Source organism: Mesorhizobium sp. M0518, assembly GCF_040321125.1.
Lineage (GTDB): Bacteria > Pseudomonadota > Alphaproteobacteria > Rhizobiales > Rhizobiaceae > Mesorhizobium.
Genome location: NZ_JAMYQY010000011.1, coordinates 74,418 through 90,937 on the forward strand (window position 1 = coordinate 74,418; position 16,520 = coordinate 90,937).

The following is a 16,520-nucleotide window of genomic DNA, read 5'->3' on the forward strand; positions in this document are numbered from 1 at the left end:
GCTCTTACCTTTCATCCTTCTGAGCCGTCTTCTTGACATCGGGAACGCCGGCAAGGAGCCGGAATTCCTTCAGCCCAGACGGGGCGAGATCTTCCATCAGTTCAACGAAATCCATGTGCACCATGCGGCGCACACGCCGCGCCAGATGCGGTATCGGGCTCGAGGGTTCGGTGCGGTCATAAAAGGCGACGACCAGGTCGAGGCATTTGACCACGTCGTCGCGTGAGGAAATCCGGTCGGGAAGCCCCGTGCTGGTATCCGTGTAGCTTGCCGCACTTGCCATAGTCTCGGCTCCATGACCGTTTCGAGCAGGCGTTGCCGGTTCTGCCGGCGTGGGCGGCTTGGCCGCGCCATTCGCCAAGGCGCCGGCTGCCGAATTCCGTTCGAGGGTCGTCAGCAGACGCTGCAGAAACCGCTTCAATTCCGGAACAGGAGCGCCGCCGCCCTCGAGACGGGCGTTGAGAGCGGTCTCGACCGCATCAAGGGCTGCGATCGCTGCCCGGGCGTCGGCGACGAGCAAGACCATTTCTGCGTTGGCTTGATCCATCTGTGCCGCACATCCAGCACGCACCCGGTTCAACAATTGTCCGTGCGCACTGACCAGTGCGGCCTTTTCTGCCGCGTTCAATCCCGAGGCGGCTTCCTGGAGCATGACACGGTCGTCGAGCGCACACCTTTCCAGATCCTTGCCCTGGATCGGGCCGATCGCACGTGGCGCAAAGAACGTCATTTGCCGCAGGTTCGCCAACAACCCCTCCTGACCATTCTGGAGGTCGAGCAGCGCGTTGATACGGCGCAAGGCGGCATCGCGTGGCAAAGCGTTGGGCCGCAGTGCCGGATGCATTGTTTCCCAATGCTGATCGAAGGTCTGCGCAATAAGGGCCAGCCCCTGCGCGAGCCCGGCCAGTCCTTCTTCATTGGCCAGCGCGCGCGTGACGACGACGAGCAGGCGCAGGTCCCGGCCATGCGCACGCAATTCCTCCGCCTTGGCGAGCACCGCGGGCCAGTCGACCGGAATGGTGCTTTGCGAGGCGGGTTTGTTCTGGCCGTCGTGGACGACCTTGATCTCGGGTTCCGTCAGGCGCTCCAGCTCATGAAAAGCCGGGTCGTTGCGCAAATCCTCCCCTGACGGATTTTCACCGTCGAGCGGAGCAAGCCAGAGTGCGACATCAATCACACCAACCCCCAGCGATCGGCCCTCAAACCGTACGTGACCCTACGGTATCACACGGTTGCACTTTACCACAATTCAAGCACTGCTCAAAAAATTAACGAAAGCTGACCAAGCCGCGTCTTGGGTGCTGGAACCCTTGACCAGATTGCTGACCCTGTATGTGAAATGCATTACACCGAGGCGGACAATTGCGTGGTTGTTTGCATCTGATGGCGCGGCACTCTCCACAAGTGGAAGGGGCGCTGTTCATCACGCTTTGTCAAGTGACGGCTTATGTGGCAGGTTATCGACTGGCAGATTGCAGGAGCACGTTCGATGGAACAGCGCCGGTCATCGCAGACCTTCAAACGCAAGGAACTGGTCGGCAAGCTCAATCCTGTCGGTGTGCGCGCCTTCAAGGCTGCGGCCGACACCGCCAAACTGCGCGGCAATCCTTACGTCGAGCTCGTCCACTTCATCGAGCAACTGGTACTTTCCGACCGTTCGGATATGCAAATGATAATCGCCGATGCGGGCCTTGATGCGAGCCGGCTCACGGCCGATATGACCCGCGCCGTCGACAAGCTGCCTTACGGCGCAACGTCGATCGAGGAATTTTCCGACCATATCTTCCATGCCATCCAGGAAGCCTGGAACCTAGCCACGCTGGAGTTCAGCGTCGAGGAAGTCCGCAGCGCCCACATTCTCCTTGCCTGCCTGAAGACGCCGGTCCTGGAAGGCCTGCTGTCGAAGATCAGCGGCGAGTTTGACAAGATCGACGCCGCCGCGGTCATCGCACGGTTCGCCGTTGTCATGGAGGGCTCGCTCGAAGCCGGCGCCTCGACCACGGTCTCCACCGCAGAGGCGCCGCGGCGGCCTCCGGGTGGGGATTCGGCGCTGGCGAAATACGCCACCGACCTGACCCAGCGCGCCCGCGACGGTAAGATAGATCCGGTTGTCGGCCGCGATCCAGAGATCAGGCAGATCGTCGATATCCTGATGCGACGCCGGCAAAACAACCCGATCTTGACCGGTGAGGCCGGGGTCGGCAAGACCGCGGTCGTCGAGGGCTTTGCCTTGCGTATCGCTGCGGACGACGTGCCGCCGACACTGCAAGGGGTCAGTGTGCGCATGCTCGATGTCGGATTGATGCAGGCGGGTGCAAGCGTAAAGGGGGAGTTCGAAAAGCGGCTGAAGGCAGTCATCGATGAGGTGCAGTCTTCCGAAACGCCGGTCATCCTGTTCATCGATGAGGCTCACACCTTGATTGGCGCTGGCGGCGCGGCTGGAACAGGCGACGCGGCCAATCTGCTGAAGCCGGCGCTGGCGCGCGGCGAACTGCGCACGATCGCGGCAACGACCTGGGCCGAGTACAAGCAGCATATCGAGAAGGATCCGGCGCTGACCCGCCGTTTCCAGGTAGTCAAGATCGACGAGCCGTCCGAGGCGGTGGCCGTTCTCATGTTGCGCGGTATCGCCGGCGTTCTTGAACAGCACCACAAGGTGCAGATATTGGATGAGGCGATCGAGGCGGCGGTTGGTCTCTCGCATCGCTATATCCCGGCGCGGCAACTGCCTGACAAGGCGGTGAGCCTTCTCGACACCGCTTGCGCCCGTGTCGCCATATCGCAGCACGCCACGCCGGCGGAGGTCGAGGACATCATGCGCCGACGCCAGGCGCTGGAGGTCGAGCGCGGCATCATCGGTCGCGAGGCCGCGATCGGCATCGAGGTGAGCGACCGGCAGGCACGGGTCGACACCGGGTTAGCCGAAACCGAAGTCATGCTCGCCGCCGCACAGGAGCGTTGGGACGGGGAAAAGGCACTCGTTGCTGAAATACTCGAACTGCGCGCCAGGCTGCGTGGCGAAGGTGTGCCGCTCGATGCGGTGGAGACGCCGGAGACCAATAGGGAAACAGCAGGCACGGACTCGGTTGAGACTCCGCTGCCCAAGGTCGAAACGCCCAAGACCAAAACGGCCAAAATCAATGTGGAGGCACCGGCGGCTGCCAATGCCCCTCCACCCGATCCGGCCGCCGATCTCACCCGGTTGCGCGAACTGATGGTCGAACTGGCCGAGGCGCAAGGCGAGACGCCGCTGATCCTGCCGTCGGTCGACCGCAACGCCGTGGCGGCGGTCGTTCAGGACTGGACCGGCATCCCGACGGGGCGGATGCTGTCGAGCCAGACCGAAAAAGCGCTGCGGCTGGCCAGCACTCTGTCCGAACGCGTGGTCGGCCAGGATCACGCCATGGAGATGATTGCCAAGCGTGTGCAGACCAGCCGCGCCGGGCTCGGCGCGCCGGAGAAGCCGGTGGGCGTGTTCCTGCTCTGCGGCCCCTCGGGCGTTGGCAAGACCGAAACCGCATTGGCCTTGGCCGAGACGCTCTACGGCGGCGAGCAGAATCTGATCTCGATCAACATGTCCGAGTTCCAGGAGGCGCACACGGTCTCTACCTTGAAGGGGGCGCCGCCCGGATATGTCGGCTACGGCAAGGGCGGCATCCTGACCGAGGCGGTCCGCCGCAAACCCTATTCGGTGATCCTGCTCGACGAGGTCGAGAAGGCGCATCCTGACGTGCACGAAATCTTCTTCCAGGTCTTCGACAAGGGGATGATGGACGACAGCGAGGGCCGGCGCATCGATTTCAAGAACACGCTGATCCTGCTCACCTCGAATGTCGGCTCCGAAGTCATCATGGATCGGACCAGGAATGGCACGCTGCGGGCAGGGCTCGACGATCTGGACACCGCGCTGCGCAGCCCGTTGCTGAAGGTCTTCCCTGCGGCCTTTCTTGGCCGGGTGGTGACCATTCCTTACTATCCGCTTTCGGGTTCGATGATCGAAGCGATCACCCGTCACCAGTTTGCCAAGATCGCTCGCCGGCTGCGTGCGACCAACGACGCAGAATTGGTGATCGGCGATGGCGTCATGGACCTAGTCAAGGCCCGCTGCACCGAGATCGAATCCGGCGGGCGGATGATCGATGCCATCCTGACAAACACGCTGCTGCCGGAATTGAGCCGCGGCGTGCTGAACCGCTCGCTCGAGGGCGAAAGGATGACAAGGGTAACCGTCGGCGCCTCCAAGGAGGGCTTCACCTATTCCTTCGAGTAAGGAAAGTTGATGACGGTTTGCTTCGGCTTCTTCGTGCATAGGCAAGCTGAGCCGACTAGCCTGGGAGCGGCCGGTGGCGGTGAATTCGTATGACGCAATCGGTTAGAAGAATGACGGTATTCTTTTACCTGCCACGACACCGGATCTGCGAGTGGCTTTAGTCAAACACGCTGCGGCCGCTGTGGGCGAAGGCATCCAAGGGTCGCGGAGAAGGTGCTACAGATTGTGATACCTATTGTGATACAAATCGGACGTTGGAGCAGAAAAAACATAATAAAAACAATAGCTTGATCCGGGGATAGGTCCCAGCCAAGGGTACCATAAATAGTCAGGTCATTTCAAAGACTTAAAGATTTCTGGCTTAGCCAAGCTGGCTTGAGTGTCAGTGCATTCTGTGGACGTGTACCATAGGGAGCTCGTCGAGCTATGCCTATGACGGTCGAACCTGCGACGTCGGCCGTCGTTTCGCTTGAGATCTTTGCGCAGCCAAAAATGCCGGCGTCCACAGGAGGCTAACGCTTGCGGAAACCGCAGGCCTGAGGCCGAGCGGCTATGGCCGGCAGGCCAAGTACCTTCTCGCCGGGAGCGGAATTGCTGGCCCGGTGGTGAGCGGATCTGGTTCTGACGCAAAAGCTGCGTTGCCCGCGGCCGGTGCCCCAATCCCTTTCTTGGCCAAGACGGATACTCCAGCGTTCAGCGGGCGTTGCGGCTCCATGCATACCGCCTCGTTTTCAGCAGCCCTGCATGAGGCGATCTCGAATCATCTCTGCAATCGGGATCGCCGAGGAGGCGGCGGGTGAAGGGGCGTTACAGACGTGCAGCATGCGGTCCGTTTGTGCGAACAGGAAATCATGGATGAGGGCACTGTCTTTGCGCACGGCTTGCGCGCGGATGCCTGCTTCGTGCGGGAGCAGGTCGGCGAGGCCGAGGCTCGGACAGTATTTCCGGCCAACAGCATCAGGCTGCAGCCGGGATATGTCTCAACCAGCCGCATGGCCGTCGCCAGGCCGACGATGCCGCCGCCGATAACGCAATAGTGGGGCACGCTTGCACAGTCGCCAGCCTTTGGCCGGCAGTTTCAAAACTCATTGTCCAGAGGGGCTTCCAGACCCGCGATCTGTCGCCGTCCTTGTCGGCAAGCAGTAGCTGACGATCAATCTCCTCGCGTGGTATCGACATTTCACGGCGGCCAGATATCGCTGCCCAGATCTCGCTGCCAGCGTGGACCGGATGTCGCCGCAGCATACCAAGAAGGACGGTGCTCTTTGACAATCTTCCCCTTCACCGAAGCCACCCCGATCCAGTTCCAGCAGCCCCTGCCGAAGACTTCGGACGTCGTGATCATCGGCGGCGGGGTCATTGGCGTGAGCACGGCACTGTTCCTGGCGCGACGGAACGTCTCGGTGACGCTGCTGGAAAAGGGCCGCATCGCCGCCGAGCAATCCTCGCGCAATTGGGGCTGGATCCGGCAGCAGGGCCGCGATGCCGACGAACTGCCGATCGTCATCGAAGCGCAGCGCCTCTGGCGGCAACTGGCGCAGGAATGTGGCGAGGACATAGGACTGAAGCAGACGGGCGTTACCTATCTTGCGCGGACAGACAAGGAGATGGCCGGTTTCGCGAAGTTTCTCGAGATTGCCCAGGCTCATGGCGTCGACACGCGTCTCCTCGACCAAGGTGAGTTGGCAAGCCTGATCCCGGCCATGTCGCGACCGTTCAAAGGCGCAATGATCACCCCATCGGACATGCGGGCGGAACCTTGGGTCGCGGTGCCCGCGCTTGCTCGCCTGGCGGCCCGCGAAGGTGTGACGATCATCGAGAATTGCGCGGCACGTATGCTCGACATCTCCGCGGGACGCATCAGTGGCGTCTGGACCGAGAAAGGGCGCATCGCGACCTCGAGCGTCGTCGTCGCCAGCGGCGCGTGGACGTCGCTCTTTCTGCGCGCCCACGGCATCTCGATTCCGCAGCTCAGCGTCAGGGCGACCGTCGCCGCGACAGCACCGATGCCGGAGATCCACGCCGGTGCCGCCGCGGATGAACGCATCGCTTTCCGGCGCAGGCAGGATGGCGGGTATACGCTCGCATCGGGAGGCAGCAGCCAACTCTACATAGGGCCGGACGCATTTCGCCATGCGGGCAAATATTTCAGCGCCCTGATGGCCAATCCCTTCGGCACGCGCTACCTGCCGGCCGCGCCGCGAGGATACCCGGATGGCTGGTCGACGCCGCGCAGATGGAACGCGGATGAAGAAAGCCCTTTCGAACGGATGCGGGTCCTCAATCCCGCTCCCGAGACGTCGGCGCTCCGCGCCATCGACCGCGGGTTCAGGGAGCTTTTCCCTCAGTTCACGACTGTACCGCTCAAGGCGAGCTGGGCGGGCATGATCGATGCGATGCCTGATGTCGTGCCCATCGTCGATCGCGCCGCTGCGATCCCGGGTCTCGTTATAGCGACCGGGATGAGCGGCCACGGCTTCGGCATCGGACCCGGCATCGGCCGTGTGTTGTCCGACCTCGTCCAAGGCAACGAGACTGGGCACAACCTCTATAGGTTCCGTCAATCCCGTTTCAGCGACGGCAGTCCGATCCGATTGGGGCCATCGCTGTAAGCGTTCCTGCCGCCCGCCAGCCCATCCGCTCTGGCCTTGAAGGACCGGACGAGGATCTCAGGTGCCGCATGCCCGGGCGTAGGCCTCGATGCTCCGCCGGACGTGACCGATCGCGATCTCCTCGACGTCGCAGGCGCGGTCAGCCCATGTGACTGCAGAAGGCAGGTGCTGGAGAAACAGCATCACCGGCACCTTGCGGCCGTTCAACGTATCGAAGAGACGGTTGCAGGCGGCACGGGCTTGCGGGATCGCCCAATAATATCGGATGCGATCGGAATAGGAGTAGTGGCGCAGCGTCCGCTTGTCGGCATCGCTTCCATGATAGTGGCTTGCCCAATTCTTGGGGGTGCCTTGCATCAGCTCTTCCATTGCGTGGTAAAGCGGCCGCTCGCCATAGTCAGGCACCAGGTCGGAAGCGATCAGGTCGAGCGAGTACAGCGCCTCGCGCAGCTTGAAGGTCAGCTCGGGTCCGACCTTGAGGACGGCGAAGCCGTCCTCGACGAGTTCACGCAACGGCCTCTCACCCTGATAGTCCGTCGAATGGGCTTCGAAAATGAGCGACGGCAATCTGTCGAGGGTTGCCGCCAGGTCGCGGGCCTTTGCCCGATCGTAGAAAATCACATTCTGGTTGCCGAACTCCACGCCCGGCTGCACCACAAGCCCGATGACGCGGGAAAATGCGCTTTCAAGCCCGGCGGTTTGGAATGCCTGGGCGTGAATGGCATGTGTCTGGCTAGCCGCCTCCGGACTGGTCGGGGTGATCGCATCCAAAGCGTGATCGGCGCCACCGGGCGGCGGCACCTCCGTCCCGATGATGTAGACCGGGCTTGCCCCGCCGCTCTGCGCTGCCGCCTGCTCCGCGACGCCCGCCAGCCTGGCCGCGCGCCCGGCCACCGTGTGGTCGTCTAGCGTCGCCGGTTCACCCGCGCAGCCCATCGAAGCATCGAGGTGGATCTTGCGGAAGCCGGCGCGGACATAGGCATCGACCATCGTCCCGGCCTGCGCCATCGCCTCCTCGGCGGGCCGGTCTTTCCAGGGATTAGGACCGAGATGATCCCCGCCAAGCACGATCAGCTCTTCCGGGCACCGCTCGGCTGCCGCGAGCGCTTCCACCATCGCCGCGAAATCGGCCGGCGTCATGCCCGTATAACCGCCCAGATGATTGACCTGATTGCACGTCGCCTCGATCAGCACGGTGGTGCCGGTTTCCCGGCCGTGGCGCAGTGCGGCTTTAAGCACCAGCGGGTGCGCCGAGCACACCGAGGTTACCCCGATTTTCTTCCCGTCTCTGTGCAGGGCCGGCAAATCTTCGATCGCCACACGCATCAATTTCTTCTCGCCGTTCTTGCCATGAAATCTTCCAGCTCGGCCGGCGTGCCGGCTCCCTCCATGGGACCGTGGCGTGTGACGTTGCGCGCCCCTGCCGCGTTGGCGAATTCGAGCGCCGTCTGCAGCGCCATGCCCAGCCGCCGGCATGCGACATAGGCTCCCCCGAAACAGTCGCCGGCGCCGGTGGGGTCCGTTTCCTCGACGATGAGGCCGGGGCAATCGGCGCGGGCTCCGGTGCTTTGACGGGCTGACGCGCCATGTTCGCCGCGCTTCACAGCGATCTCCTTGACCCCTCGTCTGAACAGCGCCTCGATCGCGCGTTCCTCCCCGTCCGTGCCGGCGGCCAGGAACAATTCATTGCCCGACGGCAGCAGCAGGTCCGCTTCGTCCACCAGACCGGCGAATTTCTCCTCGGTCTGGCCGTGCGCCAGCAATTCCTTGCGCAGGTTCGGATCGAGCGACATCGTGCCGCCGCGTGCCTTGATCAGCGGGATCGCGCGTTCGGTGATCGCCCAGGCTGCGGGACTTGCGAACACCGTTCCCATGACATGGATATGCCCGCAACGCGCGATCAGCGCCTCGACCTGCGGGGTCCATTCCAATCGAGCGGCGGCGGATTTGGCGATGTTGTAGACGAAATCGCGGCTTCCGTCCGTGCGGTAGCGAACAAAGGCGCTGCCCGTCGGATAATCCGGGGAAACAGCGATGGCGGAAGTGTCTACGCCGTCCCGCTTCAGGCGCTCCACGTTGACGACGCCGAAATCGTCGTCGCCGACCACGCCCACCATTGCGGCCGCTCCGCCCATACGTGCGCATTGATCGATGAAGATGGCGGGCGCGCCGCTCGGAAAGGGGCCAATGAGGTCGATAGGTTCCCGGAAGCCGGTGCCTGTCTGCCTCGCGACGATCTCTACCAGGATTTCTCCAATCGTCACGGTTGGCCCGAGCGAGTCCGCTGCAAGTGTTTGGGGGAGGTCGTTCATCAAGCGTCCATCCTGGTGTGGTGTCGTTTGCGGTTTCACGACGCCGAGGCGCAAGGGGGATTCCTACCGGTCGATGTGAATCGATCAGTTGCCATCACGCTACGATCCTGATGCATGGTCAAGCGCACACCTGGAAGGTAACGACGCGCAAACCCTCAGCCTGGAAACAGATCCAGGATCGACGACAGACGGTTGGTGCTGAGATCGACGTCGCCGAGCAGGCCGCCACTGGGGAGATAGCCAACCACGAACAGACCGGCGGCTCGTGCTGCCTTAGTGCCGGTGCGGCTGTCTTCCACGGCCACCACCGACCCTGGAGCTACGGCGAGCTGCCGGCAGGCCTCGCAATAGGGCGTGGGGTCGGGCTTGCCGGCCGACACGTCGTCGAGGCTGATTGTGAGACTCATATGATCGAGCACGCCGAGCGCATCGAGATTGGCATTGACGACTTGCCGGCCGGAATTCGAGACGCAGACCTGCGGGACGCCGCGGTCAGCCAGGGTCCGAATCGTCTCGACCGCCTCGGGGATTGGGACGGCGTTCGCCCGGTTCGCGACGTAGTGGGCATTGATAGCGGCGAGCCACTCCGCCTGGTCGAGCCCGACTGGGAGACGCGGACGCAGCATTGTCCAGACGTCGCCCATATGGATGCCGCGAAAGGCTTGGTCGGGCAGGTCGTCAAGATCGACGTTCCAGTTGCGGCAGCCGGCGAGGAGGGATTGATGATGCAACGGCTCGCTGTCGATCAGCGTTCCGTCGATGTCCCAGGCGACGGCGCGATACATCACGATGACGATCCCGCTCTGGTCGCGCCAGGAGCCGACAGGCGCGCATAAAGATCGCGATAGCGGCGATAGCCGTCGCGGTAGATGTCAGCCTTGCGCGGGTCGGGATCGAGCCGGTCGGCGAAGCTGACGAAACCGGAAACGCCCGACCAGTCGTCGGTTAGGCCGACGCCGATCGCCGCCGTCCAGGCAGCGCCGATGCAAGAGCCGGGGTGCCCGGTCAGGCGTTGGACCGGCTTTTGCAGGACATCCGCGACAATCTGCATCCAGACCTTGCTGCTTGAGCCGCCGTCGGAGGCGAGATAGCGCTCGGTCCGGTGGCCCATGTCGTTGAGCACCTCGACATGATGCGCGATGGCAAAGGCATAGGCCTCGAGCAAAGCGCGCCAGACATGGCCGATATCGTGCGACAGCGTCAGCCCATCGATCACGCCACGGGCCGCTGGATCATGGATCGGCGTCTTCTCGCCGAGGAAATAGGGCAGGATGATGAGGCCATCGGCACCGGCGGGACGCTCTGCCGCCAGCGCATCGAGCCGCTGGTGTACCGAACTACCCTCGGCCTGTGCCGCGACCATCTCGCCGCCGGCGAAATTGCGTACGAACCAGTTGAGGCCCGAGCCGCCGGTCGACATGCAGCCATTGGGCATGAACAGGCCCGGCACCAGATGGTAATCGAGATACATGCGCGGATCTGGCTTGATCTGATCGGTGGCGATCAGGATATCAACCGAGCCGCCGAATTTCAGGAGGACATCGCCTGCTTTGGCAACTCCGGCGCCGAGCGCGGAAGCGATCATGTCGGCCGCACCACCGACGACAGGTGTTCCCGCCATCAGGCCGGTCTCATCCGCGGCCTTCGCCGAGACGGAACCGAGGATCTCATGCGAGGCGATCTTTCGTGGCACGGCCGAGCGCGGTATGTGAGCGAGCGCCACCAGATCGTCGTCGATCCGGTGCGTCGAAACATCGACGAAGCCTGCCTCCAGCGCCCAGTTCTGCTCGACCGCACGTTCGCCGGTGAGGCGCCAGTTGATATAGTCATAGGAGCCGAAAACGGTGGCGATGCGGCTGAACACCTCCGGCTCGTGACGCTCTATCCAGCGCAGCTTTGCGGTGACGAGCTGTTGGTTGATGCCGTTGCCGGCCTTGGCGATGAAAGCCGCCTCATCGCATTCGGTCCGCAGTTCGGCCACTTCGGCGCCACAGCGGCCGTCGCTCTGCTGAATGCTTGGCCGCAGCACTTCGCCCTGGTCGTCCAGGAGAACGACCGCCGGCAGCATGCCGGTGGTGCCGACCGCCACGATCTCCTCGGCCTTGATGCCGCTGGTCCTGAGCAACTCCTGCACGATGTCGCGGACATTGATCCACCATTGCGCGGGATCTTCCTCGGCCCAGCCCGCATGCTCGGAATGCAGCGTGACGGGGCGCGAGGCGAGGCCCAGCACCTGATCGGGAAGCCGGATCAGAATGCCGATCGTCGAGGTGGTGCCGATATCGAGACCGAGAACGAACGTCATGTCGAATCCATTGAAATGCCGGGAAGGGCAGGCGGGCGAACCTGTCTGCCTCGTTGTGTCCCACTGCTCGATACCAGTCGATCATTCCGGACGCCGGCCCGCAACGATCGATATGATCACCGCGAGCCGGCGGTGGCCGGCATCGCCGTGGAAGCCGTCCTCAGCGCAAGGTGGCGACAACGTCCATGAAGCGCTTGACCCGATCGCTGTCGACGGCGTTCCAGGTATTGCCATCGATCTTGAAATGGGTGCCGATCACGACGCCGCTCGCCAGCGAAAGGACATCGCGGACATTGTCGATGTTCACGCCGGTGTTGGCGAAGACCGGCACGTCCTTGATCGTCTCGCAGACGCTGCGCAGGTGGGACTGGTCGGCCGGCTGGCCAGTGATCGGACCGGAAACGAGGATGGCGTCGGCCATCGACGAGAACACCGCGCTCTTGGCGCGCAATTCAATAGGACGCTGGTCGAGCGAGTGTGCGAACTCTGCATTGATGTTGAAGAGAAGCTTCATGTCGTCGCGGCCAAGATTGTGCCGCAGGCGCGAGGCGGCGGCGCAATCGGGCTCCCACAAGCCCATGTCGGAAGCGAACAGGCCGGTGAAGATCTCGCGCACGAAACGGGCTCCGGTGGCAGCCCCGATCGCGACGCTGGCGGTCGGATCCCAGAGATAATTGACGCCAAACGGCACTTTCAGTTCGGGCTTCACCGCCTGGACGATCGCAGTCATGGCGGCAATGCCTTCGGGCGGCGCCTTGAAGACATAGGGGCGGTCGTTCTCGTTGCCGAACATGATGGCATCGACGCCGCCGCTCTGCAGCTTGCGAATGTCGGAGAGCACGCCATCGATCAGCTTGTCGAGGCCGCCATCGGCATCATAGAGGGGCGTTCCCGGCAGGGCACCGATGTGGGCCATCGAGATGACAGCCTTCTTCTTGTCGCCGAAAAATTCAAATACCATCGAATCGTCTCCTTGGGGATAAAGTGAGAATGTTGCGCCTCAGTCGCGCGTCAGTGGCGGCGCGATGCGCAGGTCGACCTTGGCCGCGGCGAGCGCCGCGGCGATCTTGGCCGGCGGCTCGGCATCGGTGATGAGGATATCGATGTCCGATAGTGGCGCTATCCGCACCAGCGACATGCGCAGGAATTTGGCGGAATCGCAGAGCACGATCTTGGTGCCTGAGCGTCTCAGATAGGCGCGCTTCATATCGGTATCATCGAAGGAATAGTCGAAAAGGCCGTCCGCCGTGATGCCGGAGACGCCGATCACGGCGACGTCGAACCACAGCGCCTCGAACTGGGCGATGGCCGCGGGTCCGCCGGTCGACATCTCGTCGGCTCGTACGCGGCCGCCGGCAACATAGACTTCGGGCATACCGCCGTTCAGCGCCGCCGCGATCCTGAGGCTGTTGGTGAACACCTTGGCGTGCGGAAGGTCCTTGAGGTGCTCGGCCATCAGATAGGTGGTGGTGCCGACATCCAATGCGATCGTGCGGTATCCCGAAACCAAGGCGGCCGCGGCGGCGGCAATCGCGGCCTTCGGGTCACGGCGCTGGCGCAAGCGCGAATCGAAACTCGGCTCCTCACTGTCCATGGCGACCAGCGGCGGGTTATCGGCCTCGATCGCGCCGCCATGGATTCGCACCAGCCTGCCCTCGCGTTCCAGTTCGACGAGATCGCGGCGGATCGTCATGTCGGAAACGGCGAGTTCGGCCGCTGCCGCGGCGACGGTGAGCGACCCCGTCCGGCGCAGGAAAGCGAGGATGCGGGCTTGTCGATCGTGCGCGAGAAGGCGCTGACGATCGGCATCGCGCGGTGCGCCATGCGTGGATGTCTCAGGAGGGGCGGTGTCGTCTGCCATCGATGTATCCGGTGGGTAAGCCGCTTACGAAGCGGTCTGCAGTTTTGACTCTATCGCATGATCAAACATTTTCAAACAAAAATATGTTTGCAGTGTTCGAATTTATTGGTATGCATCTCCATATCAACAGAACGCATTCCGTCACCAAGCAGAGAGAATACGACCATGCCGGCTGTCTCCGTCATTCCTCCAGTGCTTGCCGAACTCGCGGGCAAGCGTGCCTTTGTGACGGGTGGCGGCGCGGGGATCGGTCGCGCGATCGCGGCCGCCCTGACGCGGCAGGGTGTCGCCGTGGCGATCGGCGATCTGGATCCCGACGCGGCGCGCAAGGCGGCCGAGGAGATTGGCGGCGGTGCCGTCGCCGTCACGGTCGATGTTCGCCGTCGCGATTCCGTCGAGGCGGCCTTTGCCGCCATGCTGGAAGCGCTTGGCGGCTGCGACATCCTGATCGCCAATGCCGGCGTGTCCACCATGCAGCATGCGCTGGATCTGACCGACGAGGAGTGGGACTTCAACTTCTCCGTCAATGCACGTGGTGTATTCCTGGCAAATCAGATCGCTGGACGGCATTTTGTCAAGCAGGGCACGGGCTGCATCGTCAACACCGCCTCGCTTGCCGCGAAGGTCGGTGCGCCGCTCCTGGCGCATTATTCGGCGTCCAAGTTCGCCGTGCTCGGCTGGACGCAGGCCTTTGCCCGCGAGCTCGCGCCCAAAGGGATACGCGTCAATGCTGTCTGTCCGGGGTTCGTCAAGACCGGCATGCAATCGCGCGAAGTGGAATGGGAGGCGCATCTGCGGCAGGTCACGCCCGAACGGGTGGTCGCCGACTATGTCGCGCAGACCCCGCTCGGCCGGCTCGAGCTGCCGGAGGATGTCGCCGACGTCGTCGTCTTCCTCTGCTCGGATCAAGCCCGCTTCATGACCGGCCAAGGGGTCAACGTGACCGGCGGCGTCTATATGACCTGACGGTTCCTCGATGTCGTGGCCGGATCTTGGTGCCCGGCACGTGCCCGTCCAAAAAGTGAACACATACGATCAGAAAACAGGCTTTAAATGTTCTATTTTGTTCTCTAAGGTAGCCGTTCGCTCGACTTCGACCGCGGCGTTCGACCGGGTCAGGCGGGGTTTATGAGGAAAGTCTATGGCGTCTATCGAGCTCGATCGCGTTTCCAAGCTCTACGGCAATGGCACTTACGGGGTGCATGAGGTCGATCTCACCATTCCCGATGGTGAATTCGTGATCTTTCTCGGCCCGTCGGGATGCGGCAAGTCGACGACGCTGCGGATGATTGCCGGCCTGGAGAGTATCTCCTCCGGCGATCTTCGCATCGGTGGCAAGAGCGTCGCCAATGTCGCGCCGCGCGACCGCAACGTCGCGGTCGTGTTCCAGAGCTACGCGCTCTATCCGCATATGTCGGTGCGGCAGAACATGGCCTTCGGGCTGAAGATGCGCGGCACCGACGCCGCAGTGATCGATGCCAAGATTGCGGACGCCGCTAACCTGCTCGGTCTGCAGAATCTTCTCGGCCGCAAGCCGGCAGCGCTTTCGGGCGGCCAGCGGCAGCGTGTTGCGCTCGGCCGGGCGATCGTTCGCGAACCGGCGGCCTTCCTGCTTGACGAGCCGCTGTCCAACCTCGACGCGCAGCTGCGTGCAGAGATGCGGCTCGAACTCGTCAAGCTGCACCGGCGCCTTGGCCGCACCATCGTCCATGTCACGCACGACCAGGTCGAGGCCATGACCATGGGCGATCGCATATGCATCATGCGCGATGGTCGCCTGGTCCAGGCCGGCCGGCCGCTTGAAGTCTATGCCGACCCGGTCAACACCTTCGTCGCGCGCTTCCTGGCGACGCCGCCGATGAACCTCATTCCGGCCACGCTTCAGCCCGCACCTGGCGAAGGGCTCTCCGTCGTGACCGACAGTGGTGCCGTGCTTACCGTCCCCGCCCGCCACCGCAACGCCTATGGCGAGCGTGTCGGGTGCCGCGTCATTCTGGGCGTTCGAGCCGAAGATTTCCACGAACGCGCCGACAAGCCGGACTGGCAGAAGATTGCCGTACGGGTCGTGGCCGTCGAGGCTCTCGGCGCCGAGAACGTCCTGATCGGCCAGATTGCGGGTCAGGCCACCGGCATGGATGATGCCCACCCCGCCGGAGACGACAAGCCGTTGGAAATCGCCGCCCGCCTGAGCCGTTATTTCACGGCGCCCGTCGGCTCGATCGTCGAGCTCTACATCGACCCGCTGCCAATGCACCTGTTTGATCCCGAGACCGAACTGGGCATCGCGCGGCCGAGCCTCATGGGGGCCACTCGATGATGGACAGAAACGAACGGCCTGCCTTTCGCCGCCGCTTCGGCCTGCATTTCGGGCTGATTGTCGTTTGCGCCATCGTGCTGCTGCCGCCGCTCTGGGTGCTGCGGACGAGCTTCGTGCCCGAGCAGCTATCCTACAGCAACGAGCTGATGCCGGCCTTTACGACGGACAATTATTCGGCGCTGCTGTCAGGTCGCTTCGGTCAGTCCTACCTCAACAGCCTGATCGTCGCGCTCGGCTCGGTTCTGCTCGCTTTGCCTTTCGCCGCCACCACCGGCTATGCCTTCGCCCGCTTCCGTACGGGCGGTCGTTGGGCGCGCTTTGCCGTTCTGGCGACGCAAATGCTGCCGCCCGTGGCGCTGGTGCTGCCGACCTTCACGCTGTTCCGAAGCCTGGAGCTCAGCAATTCGCTGACCGGGCTGATCATCGTTTATGCCGCGCTCAACCTGCCTTTCCTGACCTGGATCCTGATGGGCTTCTTCGAAGGCATTCCAGTCGATCTGGAGTGGGCGGCGATGACCGACGGCGCGACCGCCTGGGGCGCCTTCTGGCGCATTGTGCTGCCGGTGTCGATGCCCGGTATCGCGGCCGCCGGCGTGCTCGGTTTCATCCTGGCGTGGAATGAGTTTTTGTTTGCCCTGGTTTTGAGCGGGCCGAAGACGGCGACCATACCGGTTGCGCTCGCCGCGTTGCAGACCTCGAACGGCGTCCAGATCGCCAAGGTTTCTGCCGGCGTCGTGCTTGCCATCCTGCCGCTGGTCGTGGCTTCCCGCTTCATCCAGCGTTTCATCGTCCAGGGCTTGACGTTCGGCAGCGTGAAATAGGCCGGCCGCTCCGAGAGCCGAC

The 16,520-nt window shown here is 63.3% G+C and carries 12 protein-coding genes and 1 pseudogene; 5 read left to right on the forward strand and 8 right to left on the reverse strand.

Translation table 11 applies throughout. The annotated features are described in order from the left end of the window. Positions 1-4 precede the first annotated feature (4 nt). The gene (gene tssA / locus NKI66_RS17570; RefSeq protein WP_352752376.1) at positions 5-1,177 is read right to left on the reverse strand and encodes a type VI secretion system protein TssA; all 1,173 of its coding nucleotides are present in this window, start codon (positions 1,175-1,177) and stop codon (positions 5-7) included. Positions 1,178-1,489: 312 nt separating this feature from the next. Here tssA and tssH point away from each other — a divergent pair, with 312 nt between their 5' ends. Next, the gene (gene tssH, locus NKI66_RS17575) at positions 1,490-4,270 is read left to right on the forward strand and encodes a type VI secretion system ATPase TssH (RefSeq protein WP_352440776.1); all 2,781 of its coding nucleotides are present in this window, start codon (positions 1,490-1,492) and stop codon (positions 4,268-4,270) included. 731 nt (positions 4,271-5,001) lie between these two features. Here tssH and NKI66_RS17580 read toward each other — a convergent pair. Continuing rightward, positions 5,002-5,217 (reverse strand): annotated as a pseudogene (locus NKI66_RS17580) (L-2-hydroxyglutarate oxidase); the annotation flags it as partial. A 318-nt stretch (positions 5,218-5,535) separates the two neighbouring features. On the opposite strand from NKI66_RS17580, the gene NKI66_RS17585 reads away from it, so the two are divergent. Beyond that, the gene (locus NKI66_RS17585) at positions 5,536-6,882 is read left to right on the forward strand and encodes an NAD(P)/FAD-dependent oxidoreductase (RefSeq protein ID WP_352752469.1); all 1,347 of its coding nucleotides are present in this window, start codon (positions 5,536-5,538) and stop codon (positions 6,880-6,882) included. A 57-nt stretch (positions 6,883-6,939) separates the two neighbouring features. Here the strand turns inward: NKI66_RS17585 and NKI66_RS17590 are convergent, their stop codons facing one another. The 6 genes from NKI66_RS17590 to NKI66_RS17615 form a co-directional block, all read right to left on the reverse strand. Further along, a complete protein-coding gene (locus NKI66_RS17590; protein ID WP_023809135.1) occupies positions 6,940-8,208 on the reverse strand; it encodes a D-tagatose-bisphosphate aldolase, class II, non-catalytic subunit in 1,269 nt (422 codons plus the stop codon). Then, complete coding sequence (locus NKI66_RS17595) at positions 8,208-9,194, reverse strand: tagatose kinase (RefSeq protein WP_128302642.1); 987 nt, start codon at positions 9,192-9,194, stop codon at positions 8,208-8,210. The genes NKI66_RS17590 and NKI66_RS17595 overlap by 1 nt, the downstream gene beginning before the upstream one ends. Before the next feature lie 155 nt (positions 9,195-9,349). Further along, positions 9,350-9,979, reverse strand: a complete 630-nt coding sequence (locus NKI66_RS17600) for an HAD family hydrolase (protein WP_128302641.1) — start codon at positions 9,977-9,979, stop codon at positions 9,350-9,352. Continuing rightward, positions 9,979-11,499 (reverse strand): FGGY-family carbohydrate kinase, encoded by a 1,521-nt coding sequence (locus NKI66_RS17605; RefSeq protein WP_128302640.1) that lies wholly within the window; start codon positions 11,497-11,499, stop codon positions 9,979-9,981. Before NKI66_RS17605 ends, NKI66_RS17600 begins: the two co-directional genes overlap by 1 nt. A 160-nt stretch (positions 11,500-11,659) precedes the next feature. Then, positions 11,660-12,460 (reverse strand): BtpA/SgcQ family protein, encoded by an 801-nt coding sequence (locus NKI66_RS17610; RefSeq protein WP_128302639.1) that lies wholly within the window; start codon positions 12,458-12,460, stop codon positions 11,660-11,662. Between the two features lie 39 nt (positions 12,461-12,499). After that, positions 12,500-13,360 carry a DeoR/GlpR family DNA-binding transcription regulator gene (locus NKI66_RS17615; protein WP_352628285.1) on the reverse strand — a complete coding sequence of 287 codons (861 nt, stop codon included), beginning with the start codon at positions 13,358-13,360 and terminating at the stop codon, positions 12,500-12,502. Between the two features lie 165 nt (positions 13,361-13,525). On the opposite strand from NKI66_RS17615, the gene NKI66_RS17620 reads away from it, so the two are divergent. From NKI66_RS17620 to NKI66_RS17630, 3 genes are all read left to right on the forward strand, one after another. Next, positions 13,526-14,326: an SDR family NAD(P)-dependent oxidoreductase gene (locus NKI66_RS17620; RefSeq protein ID WP_128302637.1), complete on the forward strand. Its 801-nt coding sequence runs from the start codon at positions 13,526-13,528 to the stop codon at positions 14,324-14,326. Positions 14,327-14,501: 175 nt separating this feature from the next. After that, positions 14,502-15,677, forward strand: coding sequence for an ABC transporter ATP-binding protein (locus tag NKI66_RS17625; RefSeq protein WP_352752380.1), 1,176 nt, complete (start codon positions 14,502-14,504; stop codon positions 15,675-15,677). Next, positions 15,674-16,498 carry a carbohydrate ABC transporter permease gene (locus NKI66_RS17630; RefSeq protein ID WP_081734746.1) on the forward strand — a complete coding sequence of 275 codons (825 nt, stop codon included), beginning with the start codon at positions 15,674-15,676 and terminating at the stop codon, positions 16,496-16,498. Before NKI66_RS17625 ends, NKI66_RS17630 begins: the two co-directional genes overlap by 4 nt. Positions 16,499-16,520 lie beyond the last annotated feature (22 nt).